This window comes from Luteibacter sp. Sphag1AF (assembly GCF_014192715.1).
Lineage (GTDB): Bacteria > Pseudomonadota > Gammaproteobacteria > Xanthomonadales > Rhodanobacteraceae > Luteibacter.
The window spans coordinates 37418-63143 of sequence record NZ_JACHYH010000003.1 but is presented as its reverse complement, the minus strand read 5'-3'; the positions used below and the strand labels follow the sequence as shown (position 1 = coordinate 63143).

Sequence of the window (25726 nt, the reverse complement as noted above, 5' to 3'; positions counted from 1 at the left end):
AGGCGCATCGGCCAAAGAGATCGCTAAGCAAAGGTCGATACCGTGGCCCCATTCGATCATGCCCACGAGGTTTGCGTGAATTCCTCCGTTCTTCCCGCTATCGGCACGGCTGTGCTTATTGCAGCAGGCGTCGCGGGATGCGCCACGTATCGGCCTTTGCCATTGGCGGTGCAACCCGCACTGGCCAGCAGCATCGAAGAGTTGCAGGGCACGCCGCCCCCGCCTGGCGGGCTGACCATGGACGGCGTGGATCGGCTGGTGCTGGAACACAGCCCGGAGCTGGTGTCGCTTCGCGCACAGCAACACATCGCGCACGCGCAGATGCTGGAGGCGGGTGTGTTGCCGAATCCCTCCGTGAATCTCGGCGTGGGATATCTGTTGTCCGGCGCGGGCGACAGCACCGCATGGTCAGCGGGCATCGGCCAGGATGTGGCGGCGCTGATCACCCTGGCACCGATGCGCGAGGCGGCACGCGCGACCGAAGCCCAGATCAACGCATCGCTGCTGTGGCAGGAATGGCAGACGGTGGCAAAGGCGCAGCTGCTGGTCGTGGATATCAGCGAGGGGGAGCGTCTGTATGCGGTGCAGGGCAGGTCATTGGACTGGCTGGACGAGCGTGCCGCACGGTTGAATCACGCCATTGCCGCAGGTGACGAAGAGCGGGGTGCCGCCGCGCCGGCCCTGGCTGCGGCAGCCGATGCGCGAACGGCGCACGATGATCTGCAACGCACGCTGCAAGCGCGGCACCGTGAACTCACCGCACTACTCGGCCTGCGCTACGACGCCGTCGTATCGCTGGCCCCACTTCCTCCCGTGGTCCCTTCCGATGACCGCGTCGTTCGCACTCAGCTGGCGACGCTGGCGCAGCGGCGCCCGGATCTGGTGGCGCTCCGGCTGGGCTATGCCGCGCAGGAGGCGACGCTTCGCGCTGCCGTGCTGGCGCAGTTTCCCGCGCTCACGCTGGGTTACAGCGCCTCACAGGACAACAGCCGCGTCCGCAACGGCGGCCCTGCCGTGACCTTCGATCTGCCGGTGTTCAATCACAATCAACACGCCATCGCGATGGCATCGGCAACCCGGCAGCAACTTCACGACGAGTTTGCGGCTCGCATCGCCGACGCGCACGACGAAGTGGAATCGCTGCTTGCGGCGCAGCACACCGTGCTGGCGCAGAAAGCGCGCAGCGACGCATCGCCGGGCACGACCGATGCATCGTCGCGTGCGGCTTTCGACGCTGGCCTGATGGATGTCCGCATCTATGTGGATCTGGTCAGCGCGTCTGCGAGCCGCCAGGCCGCCAGCATCACGCTGGAGCAAACCCTTCGCGAACAGATCATCGCGCTGGAAACCCTGACCGGTGCAGGCATGCCGGCATCGCTCCCGCCGGCTGGGGAACATCATGAATAGCTGTGTGCGTTTGTTGCTGCCGTGCCTCGTTGCGGGTTTGCTTGCCGCCTGTGGGGGCGCTCCCGACAGCGAGGGGGAGGCGGCTATTCCCAGCGCGCTGGTCAAGACACAGATGCCCGCGCAAGGCGCGCTGCCCGAAACCGTGCTCGCCTATGGTGTGGCGGCGGCGTCTGTCGATGCGTCCCTGACCATGACGTTGCCGGTGCAGGGAGCGTTTGGTCATCTGGACGTGATGGTGGGGCAGCGTGTGGCACGCGGCCAGTCGCTGGGGAATTTCGTTCCGTCCGGCGCATCAGTGACTGCGTTGCTTCAGGCGCGCAGCGCGCTGACGCTTGCAGTGACGCAGCGGGATCATGTGGCGTCGCTGCTGGCCAGTCAGCTGGCTACCCGCGACCAACTCGCGCAGGCGGACAAGGCCGTGGCCGATGCAAAAGCGGCACTTGCAGGCTTGCCAGCGGTTGATGGCAGCGGTGATGTCGTGTTGCACGCGCCGTTCGACGGGGTTGTAACGGCCGTTGGCGCACCGGTGGGTGAAACCCTCGCCCCCGGCGCGACGCTTGTCACGTTGGCACGCAACGACCGGCTCACCGTGGTGACTGGCGTGGAGCCTGCGGTGATGACGCGAATCGAAGCGCAGGACAAGGCGACGCTGACGCCCGTGGACGGGGGCGCCGTGGTGTCCGCCAGCGTGCGGCGCGGCGCAGGTGCGCTTGATCCCCGGTCGCATCAGGCGCCCGTCGAACTCGTTCCCGAAGGAGCGATCACCGCAGGCATGTCCTATCGCGCGCAGATCACCGTGGGTCAGTGGAAGGGTTGGCTTGTGCCGCGCGACGCGTTGCTGGACGACGCCACAGGTCTGCACGTGATGCAGGTGGCCGAAGGCAAAGCCGTGCGCGTACCGGTCACGCTGGTGGGCGAGCAGGGCGACACCAGTGCCGTGTCCGGCGCCTTGGACGCCACGCATCCCCTCGTGGTGGTGGGAGCCGGGCAACTGGATGAAGGCATGCAGGTGCGTCCCGATGGTGCGGCGCGATGAGGTCACCTCCATGGATTGAACGTCATGCGCGCACGTTCGTCATCGTGGCGCTGGCCCTCACCCTCGCCGGCATCATGGCTGCGCTTTCCCTGCCGGTAGGGCTCTTTCCCCAGGTGTCCTTCCCCCGCGTGGTGGTGGATCTTGAAGCGGGTGATCGTCCCGCCGATCAGATGGCATTGCTGGTAACCCGTCCGGTCGAAGAAGCCATTCGTACGGTGCCTGGTGTGGTGGGCCTGCGTTCGGAAACCTCGCGGGGTTCGGCGCAGATATCGGTCGACTTCGGCTGGGGACGCGACATGACGGCGTCCACGCTGCTGGTGGACGCGGCCATCTCGCGTGCCATTCCCGCGCTTCCTCCCGGTACGTCATATGACGTGCGGCGGATGGACCCTACTGTGTTTCCCATTCTTTCCTATGCGCTGCATTCGGACAGGCTCTCGCCCGTGGAGCTTCGCGACCTGGCGCAGTACACGGTGGTGCCGCTGCTGGCGACGGTGCCCGGCCTGGCGCGGGTGGACGTGCAGGGTGGCGAGACGGCCGAGATTGAAGTGGAGACCGACCCGCACCGCCTGGCCGCACATGGCATCACCCTGGATGACGTGACGACGGCCGTTGCCGGAGCGAACGCCTTGCAGGCTGTCGGGCGAGTGCAGGATCACAACAAGCTGTATCTCGTGGTGGCCGATCATGCGGTGAACGGGCTGGACGCGTTGCGCGCCACGCTGATCCGCAACGATGGCGGTGCGCTCGTGCGTCTGGGGGATGTCGCCACAGTGCGCGATGGTGTCGTTCCGCAGTGGGTTCATGTGGCGGAGGATGGCCGTCCCGCCGTTCTGTTCAACATCTACGAGCAGCCCGATGGCAACGCCGTAGCTATCGCGTCGCAGGTGCGCAGTCGCCTCGCTGGTCTCGCGTTGCCCGCTGGCGTGACGCTGAAGGTCTGGTACGACCAGAGCGAGCTGGTGCTGGAGTCGGCAGCGAGCGTACGCGACGCGGTCGTCATCGGCCTGGTACTGGCCAGCATCGTGTTGTGGCTGTTCCTGCGCAGTGCGCGCGTGATGCTGGTGGCACTGATTGCCGTGCCTGCCACCCTGGCCACGACGGTGCTCCTGCTGCACGTGATGGGCATGAGCTTCAACATCATGACGCTTGGCGGCATTGCGGCTGCTGTGGGTCTGGTCATCGACGATGTCATCGTGATGATCGAACAGATTGCGCGGCGTGCCGGTGCCCGGGGCAGCGATGGCACCGTGGTGGGTGCATCAGGCGTGTATCCGGCGGCGCGCGAATTTCTTGTGCCTTTGTCCGGATCGAGCCTGGCGACGTTGATCGTGTTCGTTCCGCTGGGCTTTCTCGACGGCGTGACGGGGGCCTTCTCGCGGGCTTTGTCGATCACGATGGCCTGCGCGCTGGTCGTCTCCTGGCTGATGACGATTGCCGTGGTGCCCGTGCTGGTGCGTCGTTTCGTCGACTTCGGTCGCTGGCACGATCCGGCCACCCACGGCGATGGGGGATGGTGGGCGCGCGTGCACGGACGTCTGTACGGCACGCTGGTGCAGCGCCCCTGGACACTTGTGCTGGTGTTTGCCGTGCCTCTGGTGGCTGGTGTGGTGGCGTATGCGCATGTATCCACGGGCTTCATGCCGCAGGTGGATGAAAGCGGATTCGTGATGGATTACTACACGGCACCGGGCACATCGTTGCCCGAATCGGAGCGGCAGATTGCCCAGGTCGAGACCATCCTGCGCATGACGCCGGATGTGGAGACATTCTCCCGCCGGCTGGGCACTGGCCTGGGTGGCGATCTGGGACAGTCGTATCACGGCGATTTCTTCGTGCGGTTGAAACCGGCACATGTGCTCTCCACGCCTGAAATGATGAATGAGGTGCGTGATCGCATCGAACGCGATGTGCCGGGCATGCAGATTGAAACTGCCCAGCTGATGGAGGATCTGATCGGTGACCTCACGGCCGTGCCGCAGCCCATCGAAGTGAAACTCTATGGCACGGACCCGTCGCGGCTGGATGCGCAGGCAGAGCGCGTGGCGGATGCCCTGTCGCATGTGGCGGGGCTGGTTGAGGTCAAGAGCGGCATCCAGCTTGCCGGTGATGCGCTTGATGTGCGCATCGATGCAGAGAAAGCGGCGAATGAAGGCGTGACGCCTGCCGCAGTCAGCCAGGCGATCGACGCGGCGTTGAACGGTGTGGTGGCCACGACGCTGCCACGCGTCAGCAAGACCGTGGGTGTGCGGGTATCCATGCCCGGAGTGCGCGAGTGGCGCACACCTGACCTGGCCGCACTGGCCCTTCGTGCGGCCGATGGACATCTGTTCCCGTTGAGTCGCGTGGCCAGCATCGTGCCCCAGGCCGGGCAGCCACAGATCACGCGGGAGAATCTCCAGCCCATGGTTCCTGTGACCGCGCGAATTGACTCCGGCGGCATGAGTGCAGCCGTCGCGGGCGTGCGGCAGGCGCTGAGCAAGCCGGGATTGCTGGACAGTGGCGTGCGTTATGAACTGGGCGGTCTGTATCAACAGCAGCAGGTGGCGTTTGCGGGCCTGACGCGCGTGTTTGCCGCCGCATTGATGGCGGAGTTCATCCTGCTGATGTTTCTCTACCGGCGCGTAACGCTGGCGCTGATCGTGATCGGGGTGTCGTTATTTTCCATCACGGGCGTGTTTGTGGCGCTGTGGCTGGCGCGCGTCGATCTGAACATCACGGCGATGATGGGGCTCACGATGATTGTGGGCATCGGCACCGAGATGGCGATTTTCATGATCAGCGAATATGAGTTCCTGGCGCGGAGCATGCCGGCGCGTGATGCCTTGCGCGTGGCCAGCCATGATCGTCTTCGCCCCATCACGATGACCACGCTGGCAGCGATCCTGACGTTGCTGCCTCTGGCGCTGGCCATCGGACAGGGGGCGGGCATCCAGCAGCCGCTGGCGATTGCCATCATCGCGGGACTGCTGGTGCAGTATCCGGCGGTGTTGCTCGCCATGCCGGTGCTGATCGGCCTGACATTGCCCCGGGAGCGCGATTGACCCAAGCATTGTGTGCCAGCCAGAACCTCAACGATGCTTCGGCTTCAACCGCACATAAATCTGCTTGCGCACGCGCGCAATGACTTCGCCTGAGCGCGTGGTCACATCCACATCAAACCAGTGCAGCACTTTCTCACCACCCGATGCCGCCGTACGCAATTCGTCCACGACGGCCGGGGTGAGAACGAAATGTGCGAACACATCCTCGCGCCCCGGAGCCACAAACTCGATGGCGCCGGCCTTGTCCCACACGTAGTAATCGTTGCCGAGCTGATGCATGGCCAGCAGCATCCAGAACGGATCGGTCATCGCGAACAGGTTGCCGCCGAACTGGCTGCGCACATAGTTGCGATTCCACGGCCGCAGGCGCAGCACCACGCGCAACTCGGTCCAGTCCGAAGAAATGGACTGGACGCGGATCGCGTTGAAGAAGAAGGGCGGCCAAAGATTCAGCAGGCGCCGGAAGGTATTGGGTTTCAAACGAAGCCTCGAAGCAAAACGCCCATACGGGGCCGTATGGGCGTCATTATAGAGGCCTGGACCGCGAAGATTCTCAGAACACCAGCGAGGACATCTTCCGGCGGTAGGCGCTGACCAGCGCCGGGTCTTCGATGGTCAGGAAAGCGGCGAGCAGGCGCTTTTTGGCCTGGGAGTCGTTCCAGTCGCGCTGGCGCTTCAGGATGTCCAGGAACTGATCGAGGCCGGCAGCCGCCTCGCCCTCCAGCAACAGGCGTACGCCCAGCAGGTCGCGCGCTTCCCAGTCGGTGTCGTTGGCTTCGATGCGTGCGCGCAGTTCCGCCATCGACGGCGCGCCTTCCAGGGCGCGGGCCAGTTCGAGCTGGCTGCGCAGGCGAACGGCGCGGGCGTCGGTGGCGAGGTTGACGGGCAGGGCGTCCAGTTCGGCCTGGGCCGGGGCGACCCGGCCATCACGCATCAGGGCCAGGGCAAGGTCCAGCTTCAGTTCGGCGCGATCCGGCTCGGCGGCAATGGCCTGCTGCAGACGGTTGATCGCGTCCTGGGCCGTTTCCGGTGCGGCTTCGGGCGGCTCGTCGGACGGGCCGCCTTCCAGCGGTTGCAGATGGCGGGACAGGAATTCGCGGATCTGGCCTTCGGGCATGGCACCGGCAAAGCCGTCCAGCACCTGGCCGTCCTTCACGAGCACCACGGTGGGAATGCTGCGTACGCCAAACATGGCGGCGAGCTGCTGCTCGGTTTCCACGTCGACCTTGGCCAGACGGAACGCACCGTTGTACTCGGTGGCAAGCTTTTCGAGGATCGGGCCCAGCGTCTTGCAGGGCTCGCACCATTCGGCCCACAGGTCCACGAGCACGGGTGTGGTGAGCGAGGCCTTGAGCACCTCGGCTTCAAAATTGGCGACCGTGGCGTCGAAAACGTGGGGCGTGCTGGGCGGGACGGTGCTCACGGGAACTCCTGGAAACGAAAGATCAATAGGGCGTATGAATCGGGGCGGGCGCCAGCATATCAACCCCGGCGGCGCCCACGTGTGGCTCTTTGGCGGCCGTTCATCGCACCTCGTTTACACGTCGTGCGATCATATGCGGTCGCCAATGCAAAACCGGTTGGCGTTGAAGGTATAGCGGAAAGGTATGGAATCGGGCCAGGATCTGATCGTCTGCGAGCATTGCGACACCGTCTACCGGCGCGAGCCGTTGACGCGCGGTCAGGTCTCCACGTGCCTGGAATGTGGCGCCGTGCTGGAACGCCATCAGTGGATTGGCCTCGATGGCCAGTTTGCCCTGATTCTGGCTGCGTTTATTGTGTTCGTCATCGCCAATTGCACGCCCATCGTGTCGCTGGGTTTCAGCGGCATGCAAAGCGCCACCACGCTGTGGGGCGCGGTCATCGCCATGTGGAACGACAGCTCGCAGGTGGTGGCCGTGCTCACCGCCATGACGCTGTTCTTTTTCCCGCTGACCCAGATACTCATTTTCGGCTGGGTGCTCTGGTTTGCCCGTGATGGCATACGGGCACCCGGCTTCGCGCCGGCCATGATCGCCCTTTATTACGTGAAGCCGTGGAGCATGATCGAGGTGTTCATGCTGGGCGTGCTGGTTGCGGTGGTGAAAGCCTCAAGCTATTTCGAAGTGGTGCCGGGGCCCGGCGTCTGGGCGTTTGCCGTGCTGACCATTCTCATCACCATTTTTGCCAGCCACGATTCGCGCGAACTGTGGAACGTGACCCGGGATACCTCCGAATGAGCGCGCTTCCCCGTGCCCACGACCTGGGCATCATCGGCTGTCATGTATGCCGCCAGGTGAGCCTGGAAACGAAGAAGGCGCATGCGCGCTGCCCGCGCTGCGGCGCGCCGTTGCACCGGCGCAAGCGGGACAGCCTGACCCGGACCTGGGCGCTGCTGATTGCCGCGCTGCTGCTTTATCTGCCTGCCAACATCTTCCCGATCATGCGCACGCAGAGTCTTTTCAGCAAAGACGACAACACGATCCTGAGCGGCGTGATCGAGCTGTGGCGTGCCGGTTCGCCCGACCTGGCCATCATCGTCTTCACGGCGAGCATCGTGGTGCCCGTGCTGAAATTCCTCGTGATGGGCTTTCTGCTCATTTCGGTGCAACGGTCCAGCCAGTGGGGCGCGCGGCAGCGGGCCAGGCTGTTCCGGCTGGTGGAAGTGATCGGCTACTGGTCGATGCTGGACGTGTTTGTGGTGGCGCTGCTTAGCGCGCTGGTGCATTTTCAGGTGCTGAGCCGCGTCGAGCCGCTGCCTGGCGTGATTTTTTTCGGGATGGTGGTGGTGCTCACGATGCTTTCTGCGATGAGCTTCGACCCCCGTCTGATCTGGGACAACAGGGAATCCGATGACTGATATCCACGACGGAAACGACAAGGGCGATGCCCCGAAGTCCGATCTGCCCCAGCCCGCCATACGGCGGTCGAAGCTGGGCTTTTCGCTCGTCTGGCTGGTGCCGATCATCGCGGCTCTGGTGGGCATCTCGCTCATCGTCAATCACTGGCTTTCTGCCGGGCCGCGCATCACGGTGAGCTTCCAGACCGCTGAAGGCATCGAGGCCGGCAAGACCCAGGTCAAGTACAAGAACGTGGTGATCGGCAAGGTCACCACGATCCGCCTCGCACACGACCGCACGCATGTGTCGGTGGTGATCGACCTTGAGAAAGATGCACAGACCTTCGCCACCAAGGGCACCCGTTACTGGGTGGTGCGCCCGCGCGTGGGCGTGGGCGGTGTGTCGGGTGTGGACACGTTGTTCTCCGGCGCCTTCATCGGCGCGGATGCTGGTAATTCCGACGAGAGCGAAAGCAATTTCAGCGGCCTGGAAACACCCCCCGCCGTGACTCATGGAGCCCCGGGACGACGGTTCCAGTTGCATGCCACGGATCTGGGTTCGCTGGATATCGGCTCGCCCGTGTACTACCGCCGCATCCAGGTGGGCCGCATTGTGTCCTATCAGCTGGATCGGGACGGCAAGGGCGTGTCGTTGCAGCTCTTTGTGGATGGTCCGAACGACCGTTTCGTCACCAAAGACACGCGCTTCTGGAATGCCAGCGGCGTGGATGTATCGCTGGGTGCCGATGGCCTGAAGCTCAACACGCAGTCGCTTGCCACCGTCATTGCCGGCGGTGTGGCGTTCCAGGCACCCCCCGGGCCGCGTGACGAAACACCGGCCGCCGAGATGGCCGATTACACGCTATTTGGCGATCAGGCCACCGCCATGGCACCGCCTGATGGCAACCCCCGCTACATCCGTATGCGTTTCGAGCACTCGCTGCGCGGTCTGGCCGTGGACGCGCCGGTTGAATTCCTTGGCGTGAAGATTGGTCGCGTGGTGTCGGTCAACCTCGACTACGACGAGAAGAAGCAGAGCTTCCCGGTCATCGTGGGTGCGCTGGTGTATCCGCAGCGCCTTGGCGCCGCGTTCGACAAGCTCAGCCAACTGGCCGCCTCGCGCGGTGATGCCGACATGAGCCAGATCATGGGCAAGCTGATTGACCATGGCCTGCGCGCCACGGCACGCACCGGCAACCTGCTGACGGGCCAGTTGTACATCGCGCTCGACTTCAATCCGAAGGCGCCGAAGGTGGCCTTTGATCCCAACGCGAAGCCGCTGGAAATTCCGACCACTGCCGGTGACTTCGACAAGTTGCAGGAACAGCTCAGCTCCATCGTCGACAAGATCTCGAAGATCCCGTTCGACACCATCGGCCAGAACCTCGACGGCAGCCTGAAGGAACTGAATGGCACGCTGAAGCAGGTCAACGAGCAGATTGCGCCGGAGCTGAAGGAAACCCTGAAGCAGACGCAGAAGACGATGGGTTCGGCCAACAGTGCGCTGTCGGAAGACTCGCCCTTGCAGCAGAACATCGGCCAGACGATGGAAGAACTCCAGCGCTCGGCGCGCTCGTTGCGCGTGCTTACCGATTACCTGGGCCGCCATCCGGAGTCGCTGATCCGCGGCCGCAAACCCGACGAAAAGCCTGCGCTCGCCGCGCCGGCCACACCCGCCGCTACTGACGACACCCGGCAAGGGAGCAAGCCATGATGCATTCGATCCGTAAACTGGCTTTGCCGGCCATGATGGTGTTGTCGCTGGCGGCGTGTTCGTCAGCGCCCACGCACTTCCACACGCTGGTGCCGCCCGCAGGCAGCGCCACCGTGTCGCCGGATGCGGCGCCCTTCCTCATCGACGTGCAGCCGGTACGCATTCCGCCCCAGGTGGACCAGCCGCAGCTGGTGCTGCGTCAGGGCAACAGCAACATGGTGATGATGGACGGCGAGCGCTGGGTTTCGCCGCTGGCAGATGAGGTTCGCGGTGCGCTTTCCGCCGACCTCAGCACGATGCTGGGCACGCATGACGTCAATGGACTGCCGCGTTCGGCGGGGCAGTCGGTGGTCAAGGTGCAGTTGGACGTGCGCCGCTTTGATTCGCAGCTGGGTGGTCAGGCCACGCTGGAAGCGGCCTGGTCTGTACGTGGCAAGTCGTCGCTGGCGTGCGCGTCCCGTGTGTCAGAGGCGGCGGGGTCGTCGTATTCGGATCTGGTGGAAGCTCACCAGCGGGCACTTGCGCAGGTGGCCACACAGATTGCGCGCGCGGCGCGTGCGGCAGCCGCGGGGCAGGATTCAGCCTGCCCTTGAGTGGCCAGCCCGCATCGCGGGCGAAGGCCACGCATCAGAAATCCTGCACAAATTCCACATGCTGGGTCGCCGCCCCTGTGGGCGTGACATCCAGCGAGAAGCGCAGCGCTCCGGGCGAGGGCACCTGAAAGGTGCCCAGCCACGAGACGCTGCCGGACTCTTCCACCCGCCGGAAGGTGACCGGCACCGGCGATCCGATCAATGTACTGGCGCGCCCGCTCACGGTGGCCGCCACGTCACCATCGTCGCTGGCCCGGGACACCGCCACGATGACCAGACCCTGGTCCTGCGAACGTACCAGCCCGTAACGACGTGCAGATTCGGCAGGAAGGTTGGCGGTGGGAAGCGCGTTGTAGCGTACGACGACCTCGCCGCTGCGCACTTCTCCCGCCTGCGCCGCCAGTGCTGGACAGGCCAGGCCACATGCCAGGATGAGGCGACGGAGCATCACTGACCCTGCATCAGCCGCAGGCCCAGATCCATCAGCGGCTGGGCGACCAGTACACGCACGAGGGTCAGGCCAAGCAGCACCACGGCGGGGGAGAAATCGAGGCCGCCAAGCACCATGCGCCCGCGCAGCGGACGCAGCACCGGCTCGGTGATGCTGGTGATGAGTCGTGCAACCGGGTGATAGCGATCCGTGGAAAGCATGCTCATCAGCGACCAGACCACAATCAGCACGATGTACATCAGCAGCACGAAGTCCAGCAGCTCGGCCACACCAGCCACCAGCACGCCGAGAAGGTTGGGCATGAAGCCCACCATCACGAATAGCAGCACGATCTTGACGCATTCCAGCAGCCACGCGACGACCAGAGCCGAGGTGCTGACACGCCGCCAGTTGGGCAGCAGCTTGCGGATAGGGCGCAGCACGGGATTGGTATAGCGATAGAGGAACTGGCAGATCGGATTGTTGAAATCCGCCCGCCACGCCTCGGCAAGCAGGCGCAGGACGAACAGCGCGATCACCGCGCCAAATACGAAGTTGACGACAAGCGCGCCAGCGTTGGTCAGATAGTTCACTTGGTCGATTCCATAGCATGTGACAGTTCACCGCCGCGACGCCGGGCGGCATCCACGGCGCGGGCCACCATGGCGTTGAAGCCATCGGCAGCAAAACTTTCGAGGGCGGCCTGCGTGGTGCCGCCCGGCGAGGTGACTTTCTGGCGCAGCGTGGCTGCCGGATCGCCGCTTTCGGTCAGCATGCGCCCGGCGCCCAGAGCCGTCTGCGCGGCGAGCGCGCGTGCCGTTTCGCGGGACAGACCCTGCGCAAACGCCGCGTTTTCCAGTGCTTCCACCAGCAGGAAGAAGTACGCGGGACCGGAACCTGACAACGCAGTTACCGTATCGAGCTGGTCTTCCTCAGGCACCCAGACGGTGAGCCCGGCTGCATCCAGCAGATGCTGCGCTTCGGCACGCTGCGGCGGACTGACCCTGCCGTTGGCGTACAGGGCAGTGGCCCCGGCGCCGATCATGGCGGGCGTGTTGGGCATGCAGCGCACGACGGGCAGGGCGCCACCCAGCCAGCGCTCCAGCTGTTCGATGCGGATGCCTGCCGCAATCGACACGATCAGCGGCCGCTGGCGCGCAATGGCAGGCTGAAGCTTCTGGCACACCTCGGCCATTACCTGCGGTTTGACCGCAAGCACGACCATGCCGGCATCTGCCACGGCGTCCAGATTGTCGGTATAGGTCGCCACGCCATAGCGGCGCGACAACTCCTGGCAGGCTTCCGCCCGGGGTTCGGCGACGGCAATGCCACCGGGTGGCGTGCCCTTGTGCAACAGCCCGCCAATCAGGCTTGCTGCCATGTTTCCGCCACCGATAAAGGCAATCCGACTCATTGATTTCATCTCTGTGGTGCGCCACGTCACTGTGAGCGTGGCTGTCCTGACCGACAATATAGCCGACGCGCCTTGCCGCCGACGGTAGGGCGTGTTTACCTATGCGCCACGCGTGGTCCGGGGGGTCCCGGGTACGTCGGATGAAATCACAGGGGCTGCGGCCGGCGCGCAAGCGCGGCACGATGGCGCCAATCACAGGGGACACCGATGGATATCGCCGAACTCCTTGCCTTCTCGGTGAAGAACAAGGCCTCCGACTTGCATCTTTCCGCAGGTCTGCCGCCCATGATCCGCGTCGACGGCGACGTGCGACGGATCAACATCCCGCCGCTGGAACACAAGCAGGTCCATTCGCTGATCTACGACATCATGTCGGACAAGCAGCGCCGCGACTTCGAAGAATTCCTGGAAACCGACTTCTCGTTCGAGATCCCGGGCCTCGCGCGTTTCCGCGTGAACGCGTTCAACCACAATCGTGGCGCAGGCGGCGTGTTCCGTACCATTCCGTCCGAAGTGCTGACCCTGGAAGATCTGGGCGCACCGAAGATCTTCCGCGAGCTGATCGAGCAGCCGCAGGGCCTGATCCTCGTGACCGGCCCGACCGGTTCGGGCAAGTCCACCACGCTGGCGGCGATGGTCGACCACATCAACAAGAACGAGTACGGCCACCTGCTGACGGTGGAAGACCCGATCGAATTCGTGCACACCTCGCAGAAGTGTCTGGTGAACCAGCGCGAAGTGCATCGTGACACGCACGGCTTCAACGAAGCGCTGCGCTCGGCACTGCGTGAAGATCCCGATTACATCCTGGTCGGCGAGCTTCGCGATCTGGAAACCATCCGCCTTGCACTGACGGCCGCGGAAACGGGCCATCTGGTGTTTGGCACGCTGCATACCTCGTCGGCCGCCAAGACCATCGACCGCATCATCGACGTGTTCCCCGCCGGCGAAAAGCCGATGGTCCGCTCGATGCTGTCCGAGTCGCTGCGCGCCGTGATCTCGCAGTCGCTGTTGAAGAAGGTGGGCGGCGGCCGTGTGGCGGCCCATGAAATCATGGTGGGCATCCCGGCCATCCGTAACCTGATCCGCGAAGACAAGGTGGCCCAGATGTACTCGGCCATCCAGACCGGTCAGCAGTACGGCATGCAGACCCTGGACCAGACCCTCCAGGACCTGGTCAAGCGGGGGCAGATCACCCGCCAGGAAGCCATGATGTACGCCAAGAACAAGGAAGGCTTCCGCTAAGCCGGAACCGGGCGGAAGGCCGGTGCGCCTTCCGCCAACCACGCCACAGCATGCCTGCGCCGGCCGGTATATGATCGCGCACGGGGGGCCGGCCCTTGTCCGGCACTAGAGGGTGTGTCATGAGCGACTTCGATTTCACTTCATTCCTGAAGCTGATGGTGCACAAGCAGGCGTCTGACCTGTTCATCACCGCTGGCGTCGCGCCGTCCATGAAAGTGCAGGGGCGCATCGTTCCCATCACGCAGAGCCCGCTATCCGCGCAGCAGGCACGCGACATGGTGCTGAACGTGATGACCCCTTCGCAGCGCGAAGAATTTGAAAAGACCCACGAGTGCCAGTTCGCCATCAGCGCATCGGGCGTGGGCCGCTTCCGCGTGTCGTGCTTCTATCAGCGCAACTGCGTGGGCATGGTGCTTCGTCGCATCGAATCGAAGATTCCGACGCCTGAAGAATTGAACCTGCCGCCCGTCATCAAGCAACTGGCGATGACCAAGCGCGGCATCATCATTTTCGTGGGTGGCACCGGCACGGGTAAGTCGACCTCGCTCGCCTCCATGATCGGCTACCGCAACCAGAACTCCACCGGTCACATCATCACGATCGAAGACCCGATCGAGTACGTGCACAAACACGAAGGCTGCATCATCACCCAGCGTGAGCTGGGCATTGATACCGACAGCTGGGAAAACGCGCTGAAGAACACGCTGCGTCAGGCACCTGATGTCATCATGATCGGCGAAGTGCGCACACGCGAAACGATGGAACACGCCATCAACTTCTCCGAAACCGGCCACCTGTGCCTGTGCACGCTGCATGCGAACAATGCCAACCAGGCGCTGGACCGCATCCTGCACTTCTTCCCGGAAGACCGTCGCCAGCAGCTCTTCATGGATCTGTCGCTCAACCTCAAGGGCATCGTGGCGCAGCAGCTCATCCCCACGCCCGACGGCAAGGCGCGTCGTGTGGCGGTGGAAGTGTTGCTGGGCACGCCGCTGGCGCAGGATTACATCCGTCAGGGCGAGGTGCACAAGCTCAAGGAGCTCATGCGGGATTCCAACCAACTGGGCATGCGCACGTTCGACCAGAGTCTGGTGGAGCTTTTCCACGCAGGCGAGATCTCCTACGAAGACGCGCTGCGTCACGCGGACAGCTCCAACGAAGTGCGCCTGCGCATCAAACTGGCGCAGGGTGGCGATGCACACACCCTGTCGCAGGGGCTGGAAGGTGTGGAGATCGAAGAGTCATCGGATCGCAACACGTTCGGCGGCATGTTGCGCCGATAAGCCGGTGCGCTTTTCATGCATAAAAAAGGGAGCCGCGAAGGCTCCCTTTACTTATCCGTTACCGGAAAGACTTAGTTGGCGGCTGCCGACACAGTGAGTGCGCTGGCATCAACACTCTTCACGCCCTTGACCGACTTGGCGATCTTTTCAGCGTTGGTCTTTTCCTTGGCGGTCGGGACCGTGCCCGACAGTGCGACAACACCCTCAGTCGTGGTGACCGAGATGTCCGAGCCGTGGACAGCCTTCTTGGTAGCAAATTCCGACTTCACCTTGGTGGTGATCCATGCGTCGTCGGTCTTGCCGGCAACGGTCTGGTTATCAGTCGACTTGACGTCCTGCGCGCTCACCTGAGCGGCGCCGAGACCAGCGACGAGAGCAGCAGCGAACAGGGCCTTACGGATAATGGCATGGCTCATGGTGAACTCCTTTCTTTCTTGGGTTGGGACGACGACAGTTGCCGCGCTCTGCGACGGTCTTGCCGTGGGGCGTATAAAAACAGCGCACCTGTGAACGATCTGTGCGCAAGAATTTGCATCGTTCAGCTTGCTCTTCACGGCGCTTGAACAGATCCGACCGGCACACACGCACACACGAAAAAAAGGCAAAAAAAACCCCGCCGAAGCGGGGTTTCTCGGGAGTGGAACTGACCGGTTACTTCAGTTCGCTCTGGCCGGTGATGACCAGGCCCTTGTCGTCGACGTGTGCTTCGGCCGAGACCGAAACAATGCGTGCAGCCTGCGCGCGCATCGCATCGAACTGTGCCTTGGAGCGGGAAGCAGCGGCATCGCCTGCCTTTTCCGGATTGCCGCTTTCATCGGCGCTGGCAGCGGTGGCTTCGGCGTATGCGCCCGCCTTGTCGGCCATCAGGTCGATCCAGCTGCGGTACATGTCGCCATTGAGGTGCATGCGGGCCATGCGGCCTGCGTCACCCGTGGAAGCCTTCAGCGTGTCGCTCAGACGTGCGTCTTCGCCTGCGCCGATGCCGATGGCCAGTGCGGCGTCGGTCATCGCTACCCATGCCGGCTGACCGGCCATGGCCGTGACGTTCTGCGGCAGTGCCACCGGCTTGCCATCGTTGGTAACCTTCAGCGGGGTACCGCCGAGCATCGTCTGGCTGAGTGCGATCAGGCCGGCCGGGTTGCGGGTGCCGAGCACGATGCGACCGCTGAACGTCGGGATCTGCGTGGCAGCGGTCGGATCAGCCGCCTTGAACGTATCGAGGATGATGCGCATGCCACGGATGTCGCCGAACGGCGGGATGGCCGCCTGCTGCATCGTGGAGCCGATCTTGGCGAAGCTGTCGTTGATCTCGACCAGGCTCGGGCAGGTGAACGGCTTGGCCGCCACGGCTTCTGCCTGTGCGGTCCAGAACGTGCGCAGCTGTTCCACCGGCAGCGCGAAGCTGACGTCGAACGGTGCATCGGCGTCCACGCCCAGGCCCGGCAGTTCGACCTTCAGGCCCGAGAACGCCTTGGTGACGTCGTCAGCCAGTGCGATGTCGAAGCGCTGATCCTGGTGCTTGGCATCCAGGCGCGTGTAACCGAAGCTCATGGACGGAACGCGTGCGGCGATGCGCGCGGCGTCGGTCTGGCAGCTGGCCGGCACTTCCGGAGCGGCGGCAGGAGCCGGCTCGCCGTTGGCAAGCGCAGCGGCCGCAGCGTGGTGCTTGGCCAGCGCGACCGCCAGCGGGTCCTTGCCGTTCGCGATCAGCGGCAGCAGGCGGGTCATGTCGACCTGGCCAACCAGGTAGTCCTTGTAGTCCTTGGCCTTGGCCAGGTCTGCGAGACGACCGTCGTCCTGGATGTTCTTCTCCGGGCGATCCAGGCCAAGAGCCTGACGGATCAGCGGCTCGCCGGCATCGGCCGGGAGCAGGGCGCCCACGGCCTGCTTGCCGACGACCGCGAGGATCATCTGCACGCCGGAGTCCTTCGGGGACACGTGGCGGTAGGACTGGCCGGCAATCGTTGCCGTTTCCAGTTTCTGGCCGTACGCCGTTTCCAGGCGGCCGATGAAGCTTTCAAACGCGGCGTTGTCGGCCAGTTCGATTCGGGCGACCGGCGACAGGCCCACACCGTAGAAGGCACTCTTGCCCTTCAGGTTGAAGCCGTCGTTCTTGGCGATCTGCTCGACCGTCTTGCCATCAAGCTCGGCAATGAGGGCGCGCATCAGGTGAGCGGCTTCCACGTTGCCCTTGGCTTCGAGGTCGTCGGCGGCACTCTTCATCTGCACAACCTGACCCGGCAGCTGCGTATTGAGCTGGGTGGTCAGGGCGGTGACGACGTCGTCATCCGGAACGTCGAGGTTGGCTACCACGTACGGCGTGTCGGCCGGCACGAAAGCCAGCGGTGCATCCTTGTCTTTGTGGCCGCAGGCTGCCAGCAGGGCGCTGGCAAGGCCAAGCGCGATGAGTCGCTTCGTCGGTCGCATGTATTTCCCCATGGTTATCTAATCAATCGCAGACGGGCATTATGCCCAATCCTCCGGCCCCTGTACGGACACAGATGTGGCATAACGGGGCGTTGCGGATTTTGTGACGGTGTCCGCCGTGGCGGGCACCGGTATGCGAAGTGTCACACGGACACCAGCGCAGGTTCTGTCAACGCCCCATGACCTCTGCCAGCACGGCCATCCGCACGAAGACGCCGTTGGCGACCTGTTCGAGGATGCGTGACTGGGCGCCATCGGCCACTTCCGGCGCAATTTCGATGCCGCGGTTGATCGGGCCCGGGTGCATCACGAGGCAGCCCGGCGCGGCCATCTTCAGGCGCGTGGTGTCCAGACCATAGCGGGTGAAGTACGCCGCTTCGTCAGGCAGGTCGGTGCTGGCCATGCGCTCTTTCTGCAGGCGAAGCATGATGACCGCGTGCGCACCTTCCACCGCTTCGTCGAAGTCGCTGTAAATCGCGCAGCCGGGAAATTCGGCCGGGTCGGGCATCAGCGAGGCGGGGCCGCACAGGCGGATTTCTTTCGCGCCAAGCGCGCGCAGCGCGTGCACGTCCGAGCGGGCCACGCGCGAGTGCTTCACGTCGCCGCAGATGGTCACGATGAGGTCGCTGAAGTCCGGGTGATGCTGGCGGATGGTCAGGGCGTCCAGCAGGCCCTGGGTCGGATGGGCGCGATTGCCGTCGCCGGCATTGATCACGGCAACGCCGCTCATGGCGTGACGCACCAGCGATTCGGGCGTGCCCGACTCCTTGTGGCGCACGATGATCGCATCCAGATGCATCGCTTCCAGCGTGTGCAGCGTGTCGAACAGTTCCTCGCCCTTGGCGGTGGAGGAAAAGCTGATGTCGAAGTTGAGGACGTCGGCGCCCAGTCGGCGTGCGGCCAGTTCAAACGATGTGCGCGTACGCGTGGACGGTTCGAAGAACAGGTTCAGCACGGTGCGGCCGGCCAGCAGGTCGAGCTTGCGGGTGCCATGCGCGCAGCCGTCGCGCATGGTGCCGGCGCGATCAAGCAGGCGTTCGATGGTTTCGCGAGGCAGGTCCTGGAGCGTGGTCAGATGGCGCAGACGGTGGGACATGACGGCCTCGGCAAGGTGGGGAGCGGAATAGGGGGCGAGCTTCAGGACTGGACCAGCCAGCGTTCGAGAATGACCGCGGCGGCTTCGGCGTCGATGGTCTGCGCATCGGACTTCTTGCGCAGTCCGGCCGCGCGCCCGTCTGCAAAACGTCGCGCGGCTTCGCGCGAACTGTGGCGCTCGTCGACCAGCACGACCGGCAGGCCATAGCGTGCTTCAAGTTTCGCAGCGAATTTTCGCGCGGTGCGTGTCATCGGCTGATCTTTGCCGTCGATATCGAGCGGCAGGCCGACCACGAGTTCGGCGGGCAGCCATTCCTGGCGCAGGCGGTCGATCACTGTCCAGTCAGGCTCGCCATCGCGCACGGCGACGGCAGCCAGCGCGCGCGCGGATGCAGTAAGGCGGTTGCCCACGGCCATGCCCACGATCTTCGTGCCAACGTCAAAACCGAACAGGCAGCTCATCGTGGATCAGGCGTGTCCGGCATAGCCGGCCAGCTGGCTCGGGTTGACGCCCATCAGGCCTGCGGCGGCAGTCCAGCGCTCTTCCAGCGGCGTGTCGAAGATCACCCGCTCGTGCGCACGTGTGGTGAGCCAGGAATTGTCCATCAGTTCCTGTTCAAGCTGGCCGGCATCCCAGCCGGCATAGCCCAGCGTGACCAGCGCGCGGCGCGGGCCGGAGCCGGCCGCCATGGCAACGAGGATGTCGCGCGAAGTGGTCACCGACCACTCGTCGTTGACCCGGTAGCTGGAATCCCAGTGCCCCGGCTCGCGGTGCAGGACGAAACCGCGCTCCTGCTGCACGGGACCGCCGATAAGGACCGGATAGTCCGCGATCTCCGGATCGTCGCAGCCGAGTTTCATCTGAGCCAGGACGTCGCCCAGCCGGTATTCGGAAATCTGATTGATCAGCAGGCCTACCGCGCCATCCTCGCCATGCTGGCAGAGGAACGCTACGCCGCGCGCAAACGGCGGCTCGGCCAGCGAAGGCATGGCGATGAGGAATTGCCCCGCGAAAGTGTTGGCGATCGTCATGGCCGCATTGTAGCGGCTACCGCGCTTTCGGGGGTGAGCTTGCCGTTCAGTCGTTAGTTGTAGGCTTTGTGGATAACCCGCTCAAGGAGTAACGCATATGTGGCGCCAGTTCACAGTTTTTCTCGGTTTTTGCGTAGCAGTCAGTGCGCACGCCTCGTCCCCCGGTGCCTGGTCTGCCGACGACGCGGCCATTCAGAAAGCCTGCGTCCAGGCCAGTGGCCTGAAAAGCGTGAAGCCCGTTGGCCAGATCATTCGTTATGACGACCGCGTGCCGGTCGCCGCGCTGGTCCTGGAAGGCATCTATCCCCAGAAACACATGGCAGGCAGGAAGGGGCGCGAACTGTGCGTCTTTGACCGCAAGGCCCGCCAGGCTTATGTCAGCGAGGCGGATCAGCTGCTTCGGTGAGTGCGTCAGTAGTTACGCAGCACGTTGCCGGGCAGGAACTGCCACGTGCGGGTGATGTAAAGCTCATCCACACGGGTCTTGTCCGGCGGCAGGCTGGGGAAGGGCGCTGACAGGCGCACGATGCGCTGGGCGGCGTCATCCAGCAGCTTGTGACCCGAGCTCTTGATGACGTCCATGCTCTTGATGCTGCCATCCCGGTTCAGGGCCACCGTCAGCACCAGCTCGCCGTGCAGGTCCTGCCGGCGCGCCTGGTCCGGGTAGTTCAGGTTGCCCACGCGTTCCACGCGTCCGACCCAGCCCTTCATGTAGGCGGCGTAGACGTATTCACGGGTATTGGACGAGATGAATTTCTTCTTCGGACGCTTGGCATAGGCCTGCGACTGCTCGCGGACCTCGGCGCTCAGCCGCGCCATTTCCAGTTTGCGCTCCACTTCCTCATCGGACACCGGCAGCGGGCGTTCACGCTGTTCGGTGGTTTCCTTCTGCGTGTCCACGCTGAAGCTGGCCGCGCCCCGGGTGGTGAGCAACTGGGCGTCCGCTGCCTCACGCGGGGCGGGTGCGGACGCTTCCTTCGGCGTAGCGGCTACGCCCCGGTTTGGCGTGGGCAGCGGGCCGGACACCCGTTCGGACGGGCGCGCCGCCTTGTCCTGATCGCCGCCACCGGCATTGCTGGCCTGGGCGAGGAAGTCGGCCTTGTCCGGCGGTTCGCTGTTGGCCACGTCCACGAGGGTGACGTCAAGCGTGGGCAAGCTCGGCTTGGGCTTGTCCATGTCGAAGGTGATGCCCAGAACCACGATGCCATGCACAAGCAGCGAGAAGAGCAGGGTGGCGCCGATCAGGTCGGCGCCCGTGGGACGGGAAGTCATTGGGCCTCGATGGCGTCGAAGAGCATCCCGGCAATATTAAGGCCGAACTGGGCATCGAGTTCGCGGATGCATGTCGGGGATGTGACGTTGATCTCGGTCAGGTAGTCACCGATGACGTCCAGCCCCACAAAACGCAGCCCACGGCGGCGCAGTTCCGGCGCCACCTGAGCGGCAATCCAGCGATCACGTTCGCTGAGCGGCACGCCTTCGCCGCGGCCACCGGCGGCCAGGTTGCCGCGGAATTCGTCACCCTGGGGGATGCGGGCCAGCGCGTAGGGCACCGGTTCGCCGTCGATCAACAGGATGCGCTTGTCGCCGCTGGTGATTTCCGGGATGTACTTCTGGGCAATCGCAAAATGCCTTGCGCCGTCCAGCAGTGTTTCCAGCATGGAGTTCAGATTGCTGTCGCCGTGGCGCACGCGGAAGATGCCACGGCCACCCATGCCATCCAGCGGCTTGAGCACCGCCTCGCCGTGTTCGGCCACGAAGCGCTTCAGCTCGCTGGCGTCACGCGCGACGATGGTCGGGGCGATGCACTGGGGGAAATCCAGGGCAAACAGTTTCTCGTTGCAATCGCGTAGCGAGCGCGGGTCGTTGACCACGAGCGTGCCTTCACGCTGGGCCCGTTCCAGCACCATCGTGTCGTAGATGAACTGGCTGTCTACCGGCGGGTCCTTGCGGGCCAGCACGATGTTCATATCGGACAGCGGACGCCACTGCGGGTCGTCCAGGCAGAACCAGCCGGAGGGGTCTTCCACCACCGACAGCGGGCGCAGGCGGGCAAAGGCACGGCCTTCGCGCAGGGCCAGGTCGCCCTGTTCCATGTAGAACAGCGCATGTCCGCGGCGCTGGGCTTCCAGCAGCATGGCGAAGGTCGAATCTTTTGCGATCTTGATCGACCGGATCGGGTCCATCAGGACGGCGACGGAAAGGGACATGGGAGCTTCCTGACCTCAAAAGGCGAAGCGCCAAGTTTAGTGCCGCGCGACCCGTCGTGCGCACGTTGCATGGGCTAAAGGACCGTCAACTTCCTGCCGACACCCTGTTTGGCGGTGGATTCCCGACGATGACGAATAATTGCAGCTTGACGTAACGTCGGCCACCCGCTAAACAGCGACACTGGGCGGAGCGCCGATAGAGCGAGCCGTCGGGGTGGGGTAATCGCCCTGGGTAGTCGATTTGCGCACGGTTCCCCGTAGCCATCCGGAGTATCGTGGGCGTTGATGTTGTCTTTGGGTGGTACGGGGGCGTAGTGAACGAAAACGGACGTGGTACCGACATGGCCGGACTGCGGGTCATGGTCATCGACGACTCGAAAACCATCCGGCGTACGGCCGAAACCCTCCTCAAGAAGGAAGGATGTGACGTCCTGACGGCGGTGGACGGGTTTGAGGCGCTGGCCAAGATTTCCGACCAGAAACCGCACATCATCTTTGTGGATATCATGATGCCCCGTCTGGACGGGTATCAGACCTGCGCACTGATCAAGCACAACCCGCACTTCAGGGCGACGCCCGTCATCATGCTGTCCTCCAAGGACGGCCTGTTCGACAAGGCGCGGGGCCGCATCGTCGGCGCCGAGCAATACCTTACGAAGCCTTTTACACGCGACGAGCTTCTCGGCGCGATTCACCGCTATGCGACTGCCATCTAAGTCCGCTGTCGACGTCTAGGGGGACGTGTGGCAAACATTTTAATTATCGACGACTCGCCGACCGACGTACGCGTGTTCACCACGCTGCTGGAGAAGGCGGGTTTTTCCGTGTCCAGCGTCGACAATGCCGAAGACGGCATCGAGCGCATCCGTGCACAGCGTCCGGACCTTGTGATCATGGACGTGATCATGCCGGGCATGAATGGTTTTCAGGCCACGCGCACGCTTAGCCGCGACCCGGCCACGGCGCACGTTCCTGTGGTGATGATCACCACCAAATCCATGGAAACCGATCGTGTCTGGGGTCTGCGCCAGGGAGCCAAAGCCTTCATCACCAAGCCGGTGAACGAGAAGGAATTGCTCGCCTGCATCGACAACCTGTTGCCGAAAGCCCACTGAAGGTCGCCATGAGCGCAGTCGCCGCACTTTCGCCGTTTGAACTGCTCGCTTACTACGAGCGCTTGAGTCTCGCCCACTCGGCCGGTACGCCGGAACGTGTGGAAGCGCTGGGTCTTTGGCGCGGCATCGGCTTTCGCGTGGGCAGGCACAGCTTTGTCAGCGGTATCGAGGAAATCAACGAGCTTCTGGCGGTGCCGGCTCTCACTCACGTGCCGGGAACCCAGGCATGGCTGATGGGTGTGGCGAACGTTCGCGGCAACCTCATCCCGGCCATTGACCTGGGACGCTTCCTTTTCAACGAGCGCACACCCTCGTCCGAACGAACGCGTCTGCTGCTGGTGCGTCAGCACGGCGGCACCGTGGGTTTACTGGTGGATGAAGTGTTCGGTCAGCGCACTATCGACGATGACCAGCGGGAAGGTTCGGAAGAAGAAACCGATCCGCGTCTGACGCGTTTCGTACAGGGCAACCTGCGGCTTGGTGAGCAGCGCTTCGGCCTGTTCAGCATGAGCCGTCTGGTGCGGGCCCCGGATTTCAGGCAGGCCGCGCTTTAGCGTGGGGGGAACGGCAGGCCCGTTTGGGCGTGCCGGTACAGGAGCGGCGGTGTGCAACCGCCGTACGGGAAAAGGCAGGGGCGGCTCAAACCGCCTCAACGTGCCGGTGACCGCAAGGGCCGGCCATAAGCTCCGCCAGGTTTGGGTGAGGTGAGTATGAGCACGACAGCAGGGGGCGCAGGCAGGGAAGGTGGATATACGATCATTGTCGTATTTCTGCTTCTCTCCATCGGTTTGGCGTCGGTCGATTTCTGGTGGCTTAACACCAAGAACAACGAAGACCGCGAAGCCATCGCACTGACCACACAAATCCAGGTGCTTTCGCAGCAGGTGGCGAAGTACGCGCTGGAGGCGTCTGACGGTAACCGCGATTCGTATCGCGAGCTGGCAACTACCCGCAACACCATCGACTCGGCCGTGTCGCGCCTGAACAAGGGCGACGTGAAAACCGACATGCCCGCCTATGCGGATGGCAACAAGACGCCTGCCGGACGTTCGGTGGGTGCACTGGCCAACGCCTGGAACCAGCTTGACGCGGACATCGGCAAGATCCTTGGCAACAAGGAGCTGGTGCTGTCCTCAGGTGAGCGTGCCGACCTCTTCGCCAAGCAGATGCCCCTGCTGAATGCGCGAGCAGACGAGGTGCTCAACATCGTGCAGCAGAAGAACGCGTCGGTGGAACAGACCTTCGCGATTGCCCGCTGGATGCTCATGTCTGACCGAATGATCCGCCGCGTGCAGGAAATTCTGCAGGGTGGTGAAGCCGCGCAGCCGGCGGCCGATGGCCTGTCGCGTGACGCGCAGCTTTACGGCTCGGTGCTCAAGGGTCTGGTCGACGGCAACCCGGATGGCGGCGTGCGCGCCATCGGCGATGCCAACGCCCGCAAGATTCTGGAAGGCATGCAGACCTCCTGGGGCGACCTGACCGACCCGGTCTCCCAGCTGGTGGCCGCATCGCCCAACCTGCAGGACGTGAAGCGCGCCGGTAACCAGGCGTCGCTGGATTCGCAGTCCGTGTTGCTTCGTGCCAACGAGTCAGCCGATCAGATTGCCCGCCTGCCGATCACCCGCCTGTTCCCCAACGTGTGGGCCGGTTTGCTTGGCGCTATCGCAACGGTCGCATTCGCGCTGGCACTGGTGTTCTTCCTCGTGCGCGATCAGCGTCGCCGCTTCGAGACCACCTCCGAACTCAATCAGCGTAACCAGACCGCCATCATGCGGTTGCTGGACGAGATGGGCTCGCTCGCCGAAGGCGACCTGACCATCAAGGCCACGGTGACCGAGGACATCACCGGCGCTATCGCCGACGCTATGAACTCCGCGGTCGACGAGATGCGTAACCTCGTCACCACCATTAACGAGACGGCCGTGCGCGTGTCCGCCGCAGCCCAGGAAACGCAGGCCACGGCCATGCATCTGGCTGATGCGGCAGAGCAGCAGGCCCAGCAGATCACCTCTGCGACCTCCGCCATTAACCAGATCGCGACCTCGATGGATACCGTGTCGAAAGACTCGGCCGAATCCGCCGACGTGGCGCAGCGCTCGGTGCAGATTGCATCGCGCGGTGCCGAGGTGGTGCGCGAGACGATTCAGGGCATGGACTCCATCCGTGACCAGATTCAGGAAACGTCAAAGCGAATCAAGCGCCTGGGTGAGTCCTCGCAGGAAATCGGTTCCATCGTGGAACTGATTAACGACATTGCCGAACAGACCAACATCCTGGCTCTGAACGCTGCCATCCAGGCAGCTTCCGCGGGTGAAGCCGGTCGCGGTTTCGCAGTGGTTGCGGACGAAGTGCAGCGCCTCGCAGAGCGTTCCGCCAGTGCTACCAAGCGAATTGAAACGCTGGTGCAGACCATTCAGTCCGATACCAACGAGGCGGTCAGCTCCATGGAGCAGACCACCGCCGAGGTGGTGGCCGGTGCACGACTGGCGGAAGATGCGGGTACGGCTCTGGGAGACATCGAGCGCGTGTCGAACGATCTGGCGGCGCTGATTCAAAACATCTCCAGCGCTGCGCGTCTGCAGTCGGCAGCGGCAACCGATACGTCGGCGACGATGAACGTGATTCAGGAAATTACGTCGCAGACCTCACTGGGTGCCAGCCAGACGGCCGAATCCATTGGAAACCTGGCGCAGCTCGCAAACGATCTTCGTCTGTCCGTTGCCAACTTCAAACTCCCGGGATGAACGTGAACAGCGTGCTGCGTTACCTGACGGATCGTCGCGCGACCGGGCTTGTTGCCCGTGAACGCGCGCATCCGCTGTCGCGCTCACGCAGCGAGCGGCTCGCAAGCCGGTTCAACCGG

General features: G+C 63.9%; 26 protein-coding genes. 14 read left to right on the top strand and 12 right to left on the bottom strand.

What is annotated here, in order from left to right:
* Window positions 1-75: 75 nt before the first annotated feature.
* The 3 genes from FHW69_RS09725 to FHW69_RS09715 are packed head-to-tail and all read left to right on the top strand — an operon-like array spanning window position 76 to window position 5487.
* Window positions 76-1407, top strand: a complete 1332-nt coding sequence (locus tag FHW69_RS09725) for a TolC family protein (protein WP_183422874.1) — start codon at window positions 76-78, stop codon at window positions 1405-1407.
* Window positions 1400-2443: an efflux RND transporter periplasmic adaptor subunit gene (locus FHW69_RS09720; RefSeq protein ID WP_183422873.1), complete on the top strand. Its 1044-nt coding sequence runs from the start codon at window positions 1400-1402 to the stop codon at window positions 2441-2443. Before FHW69_RS09725 ends, FHW69_RS09720 begins: the two co-directional genes overlap by 8 nt.
* Window positions 2440-5487, top strand: coding sequence for an efflux RND transporter permease subunit (locus tag FHW69_RS09715; RefSeq protein WP_183422872.1), 3048 nt, complete (start codon window positions 2440-2442; stop codon window positions 5485-5487). Before FHW69_RS09720 ends, FHW69_RS09715 begins: the two co-directional genes overlap by 4 nt.
* Before the next feature lie 27 nt (window positions 5488-5514).
* Here FHW69_RS09715 and FHW69_RS09710 read toward each other — a convergent pair whose 3' ends face one another.
* Together FHW69_RS09710 and trxA are read right to left on the bottom strand one after the other, a co-directional pair.
* The gene (locus FHW69_RS09710) at window positions 5515-5967 is read right to left on the bottom strand and encodes a DUF4442 domain-containing protein (RefSeq protein WP_183422871.1); all 453 of its coding nucleotides are present in this window, start codon (window positions 5965-5967) and stop codon (window positions 5515-5517) included.
* Window positions 5968-6040: 73 nt separating this feature from the next.
* A complete protein-coding gene (trxA, locus tag FHW69_RS09705; RefSeq protein WP_183422870.1) occupies window positions 6041-6910 on the bottom strand; it encodes a thioredoxin in 870 nt (289 codons plus the stop codon).
* Between the two features lie 184 nt (window positions 6911-7094).
* On the opposite strand from trxA, the gene FHW69_RS09700 reads away from it, so the two are divergent.
* The 4 genes from FHW69_RS09700 to FHW69_RS09685 are packed head-to-tail and all read left to right on the top strand — an operon-like array spanning window position 7095 to window position 10612.
* A complete protein-coding gene (locus FHW69_RS09700; protein WP_183422869.1) occupies window positions 7095-7706 on the top strand; it encodes a paraquat-inducible protein A in 612 nt (203 codons plus the stop codon).
* On the top strand, window positions 7703-8326 hold the full coding sequence (locus FHW69_RS09695) for a paraquat-inducible protein A (protein ID WP_183422868.1): 624 nt from the start codon (window positions 7703-7705) through the stop codon (window positions 8324-8326). Before FHW69_RS09700 ends, FHW69_RS09695 begins: the two co-directional genes overlap by 4 nt.
* Window positions 8319-10019 carry an MlaD family protein gene (locus tag FHW69_RS09690; protein WP_183422867.1) on the top strand — a complete coding sequence of 567 codons (1701 nt, stop codon included), beginning with the start codon at window positions 8319-8321 and terminating at the stop codon, window positions 10017-10019. The genes FHW69_RS09695 and FHW69_RS09690 overlap by 8 nt, the downstream gene beginning before the upstream one ends.
* The gene (locus FHW69_RS09685) at window positions 10016-10612 is read left to right on the top strand and encodes a PqiC family protein (RefSeq protein ID WP_183422866.1); all 597 of its coding nucleotides are present in this window, start codon (window positions 10016-10018) and stop codon (window positions 10610-10612) included. Before FHW69_RS09690 ends, FHW69_RS09685 begins: the two co-directional genes overlap by 4 nt.
* A 34-nt stretch (window positions 10613-10646) precedes the next feature.
* Here the strand turns inward: FHW69_RS09685 and FHW69_RS09680 are convergent, their stop codons facing one another.
* From FHW69_RS09680 to proC, 3 genes are read right to left on the bottom strand one after another with little or no spacing between them, the layout of a single operon-like run.
* A complete protein-coding gene (locus FHW69_RS09680) occupies window positions 10647-11060 on the bottom strand; it encodes a DUF4426 domain-containing protein (protein WP_183422865.1) in 414 nt (137 codons plus the stop codon).
* Window positions 11060-11635: a YggT family protein gene (locus tag FHW69_RS09675; RefSeq protein ID WP_183422864.1), complete on the bottom strand. Its 576-nt coding sequence runs from the start codon at window positions 11633-11635 to the stop codon at window positions 11060-11062. Before FHW69_RS09675 ends, FHW69_RS09680 begins: the two co-directional genes overlap by 1 nt.
* Window positions 11632-12456 (bottom strand): pyrroline-5-carboxylate reductase, encoded by an 825-nt coding sequence (gene proC, locus FHW69_RS09670; protein ID WP_183422863.1) that lies wholly within the window; start codon window positions 12454-12456, stop codon window positions 11632-11634. Before proC ends, FHW69_RS09675 begins: the two co-directional genes overlap by 4 nt.
* Window positions 12457-12663: 207 nt before the next feature.
* Between proC and FHW69_RS09665 the strand changes: the two genes are divergently transcribed.
* Both FHW69_RS09665 and FHW69_RS09660 read left to right on the top strand, forming a co-directional pair.
* Window positions 12664-13701, top strand: a complete 1038-nt coding sequence (locus FHW69_RS09665) for a type IV pilus twitching motility protein PilT (RefSeq protein WP_183422862.1) — start codon at window positions 12664-12666, stop codon at window positions 13699-13701.
* 119 nt (window positions 13702-13820) lie between these two features.
* Entirely contained in the window at window positions 13821-14984 is a 1164-nt protein-coding gene (locus tag FHW69_RS09660; RefSeq protein ID WP_183422861.1) for a PilT/PilU family type 4a pilus ATPase, read from the top strand.
* A 71-nt stretch (window positions 14985-15055) separates the two neighbouring features.
* On the opposite strand, the gene FHW69_RS09655 is transcribed toward FHW69_RS09660, so the two are convergent.
* The 5 genes from FHW69_RS09655 to FHW69_RS09635 all read right to left on the bottom strand — a co-directional run bounded on the left by FHW69_RS09655 (window position 15056) and on the right by FHW69_RS09635 (window position 19538).
* Window positions 15056-15400 (bottom strand): BON domain-containing protein, encoded by a 345-nt coding sequence (locus FHW69_RS09655; RefSeq protein ID WP_183422860.1) that lies wholly within the window; start codon window positions 15398-15400, stop codon window positions 15056-15058.
* A gap of 235 nt (window positions 15401-15635) precedes the next feature.
* The gene (locus FHW69_RS09650) at window positions 15636-17411 is read right to left on the bottom strand and encodes a hypothetical protein (RefSeq protein ID WP_183422859.1); all 1776 of its coding nucleotides are present in this window, start codon (window positions 17409-17411) and stop codon (window positions 15636-15638) included.
* A 169-nt stretch (window positions 17412-17580) separates the two neighbouring features.
* A complete protein-coding gene (locus tag FHW69_RS09645) occupies window positions 17581-18507 on the bottom strand; it encodes an aspartate carbamoyltransferase catalytic subunit (RefSeq protein ID WP_183422858.1) in 927 nt (308 codons plus the stop codon).
* Between the two features lie 41 nt (window positions 18508-18548).
* Window positions 18549-18968, bottom strand: coding sequence for a Holliday junction resolvase RuvX (gene ruvX / locus FHW69_RS09640; RefSeq protein ID WP_183422857.1), 420 nt, complete (start codon window positions 18966-18968; stop codon window positions 18549-18551).
* A gap of 6 nt (window positions 18969-18974) precedes the next feature.
* Window positions 18975-19538, bottom strand: a complete 564-nt coding sequence (locus FHW69_RS09635) for a YqgE/AlgH family protein (protein WP_183422856.1) — start codon at window positions 19536-19538, stop codon at window positions 18975-18977.
* 97 nt (window positions 19539-19635) lie between these two features.
* On the opposite strand from FHW69_RS09635, the gene FHW69_RS09630 reads away from it, so the two are divergent.
* A complete protein-coding gene (locus tag FHW69_RS09630; RefSeq protein ID WP_183422855.1) occupies window positions 19636-19944 on the top strand; it encodes a hypothetical protein in 309 nt (102 codons plus the stop codon).
* A 5-nt stretch (window positions 19945-19949) separates the two neighbouring features.
* Here FHW69_RS09630 and FHW69_RS09625 read toward each other — a convergent pair whose 3' ends face one another.
* Together FHW69_RS09625 and gshB are read right to left on the bottom strand one after the other, a co-directional pair.
* On the bottom strand, window positions 19950-20810 hold the full coding sequence (locus FHW69_RS09625) for an energy transducer TonB (RefSeq protein WP_183422854.1): 861 nt from the start codon (window positions 20808-20810) through the stop codon (window positions 19950-19952).
* A complete protein-coding gene (gene gshB, locus FHW69_RS09620) occupies window positions 20807-21748 on the bottom strand; it encodes a glutathione synthase (RefSeq protein ID WP_183422853.1) in 942 nt (313 codons plus the stop codon). Before gshB ends, FHW69_RS09625 begins: the two co-directional genes overlap by 4 nt.
* A 314-nt stretch (window positions 21749-22062) precedes the next feature.
* Between gshB and pilG the strand changes: the two genes are divergently transcribed.
* The 4 genes from pilG (at window position 22063) to FHW69_RS09600 (ending at window position 25607) form a co-directional block, all read left to right on the top strand.
* Entirely contained in the window at window positions 22063-22464 is a 402-nt protein-coding gene (gene pilG, locus FHW69_RS09615; protein WP_343204011.1) for a twitching motility response regulator PilG, read from the top strand.
* Window positions 22465-22491: 27 nt separating this feature from the next.
* On the top strand, window positions 22492-22863 hold the full coding sequence (locus tag FHW69_RS09610; protein ID WP_183422852.1) for a response regulator: 372 nt from the start codon (window positions 22492-22494) through the stop codon (window positions 22861-22863).
* 8 nt (window positions 22864-22871) lie between these two features.
* A complete protein-coding gene (locus FHW69_RS09605) occupies window positions 22872-23417 on the top strand; it encodes a chemotaxis protein CheW (protein ID WP_183422851.1) in 546 nt (181 codons plus the stop codon).
* A gap of 156 nt (window positions 23418-23573) precedes the next feature.
* A complete protein-coding gene (locus FHW69_RS09600; protein ID WP_183422850.1) occupies window positions 23574-25607 on the top strand; it encodes a methyl-accepting chemotaxis protein in 2034 nt (677 codons plus the stop codon).
* The last annotated feature ends 119 nt before the right edge of the window (window positions 25608-25726 follow it).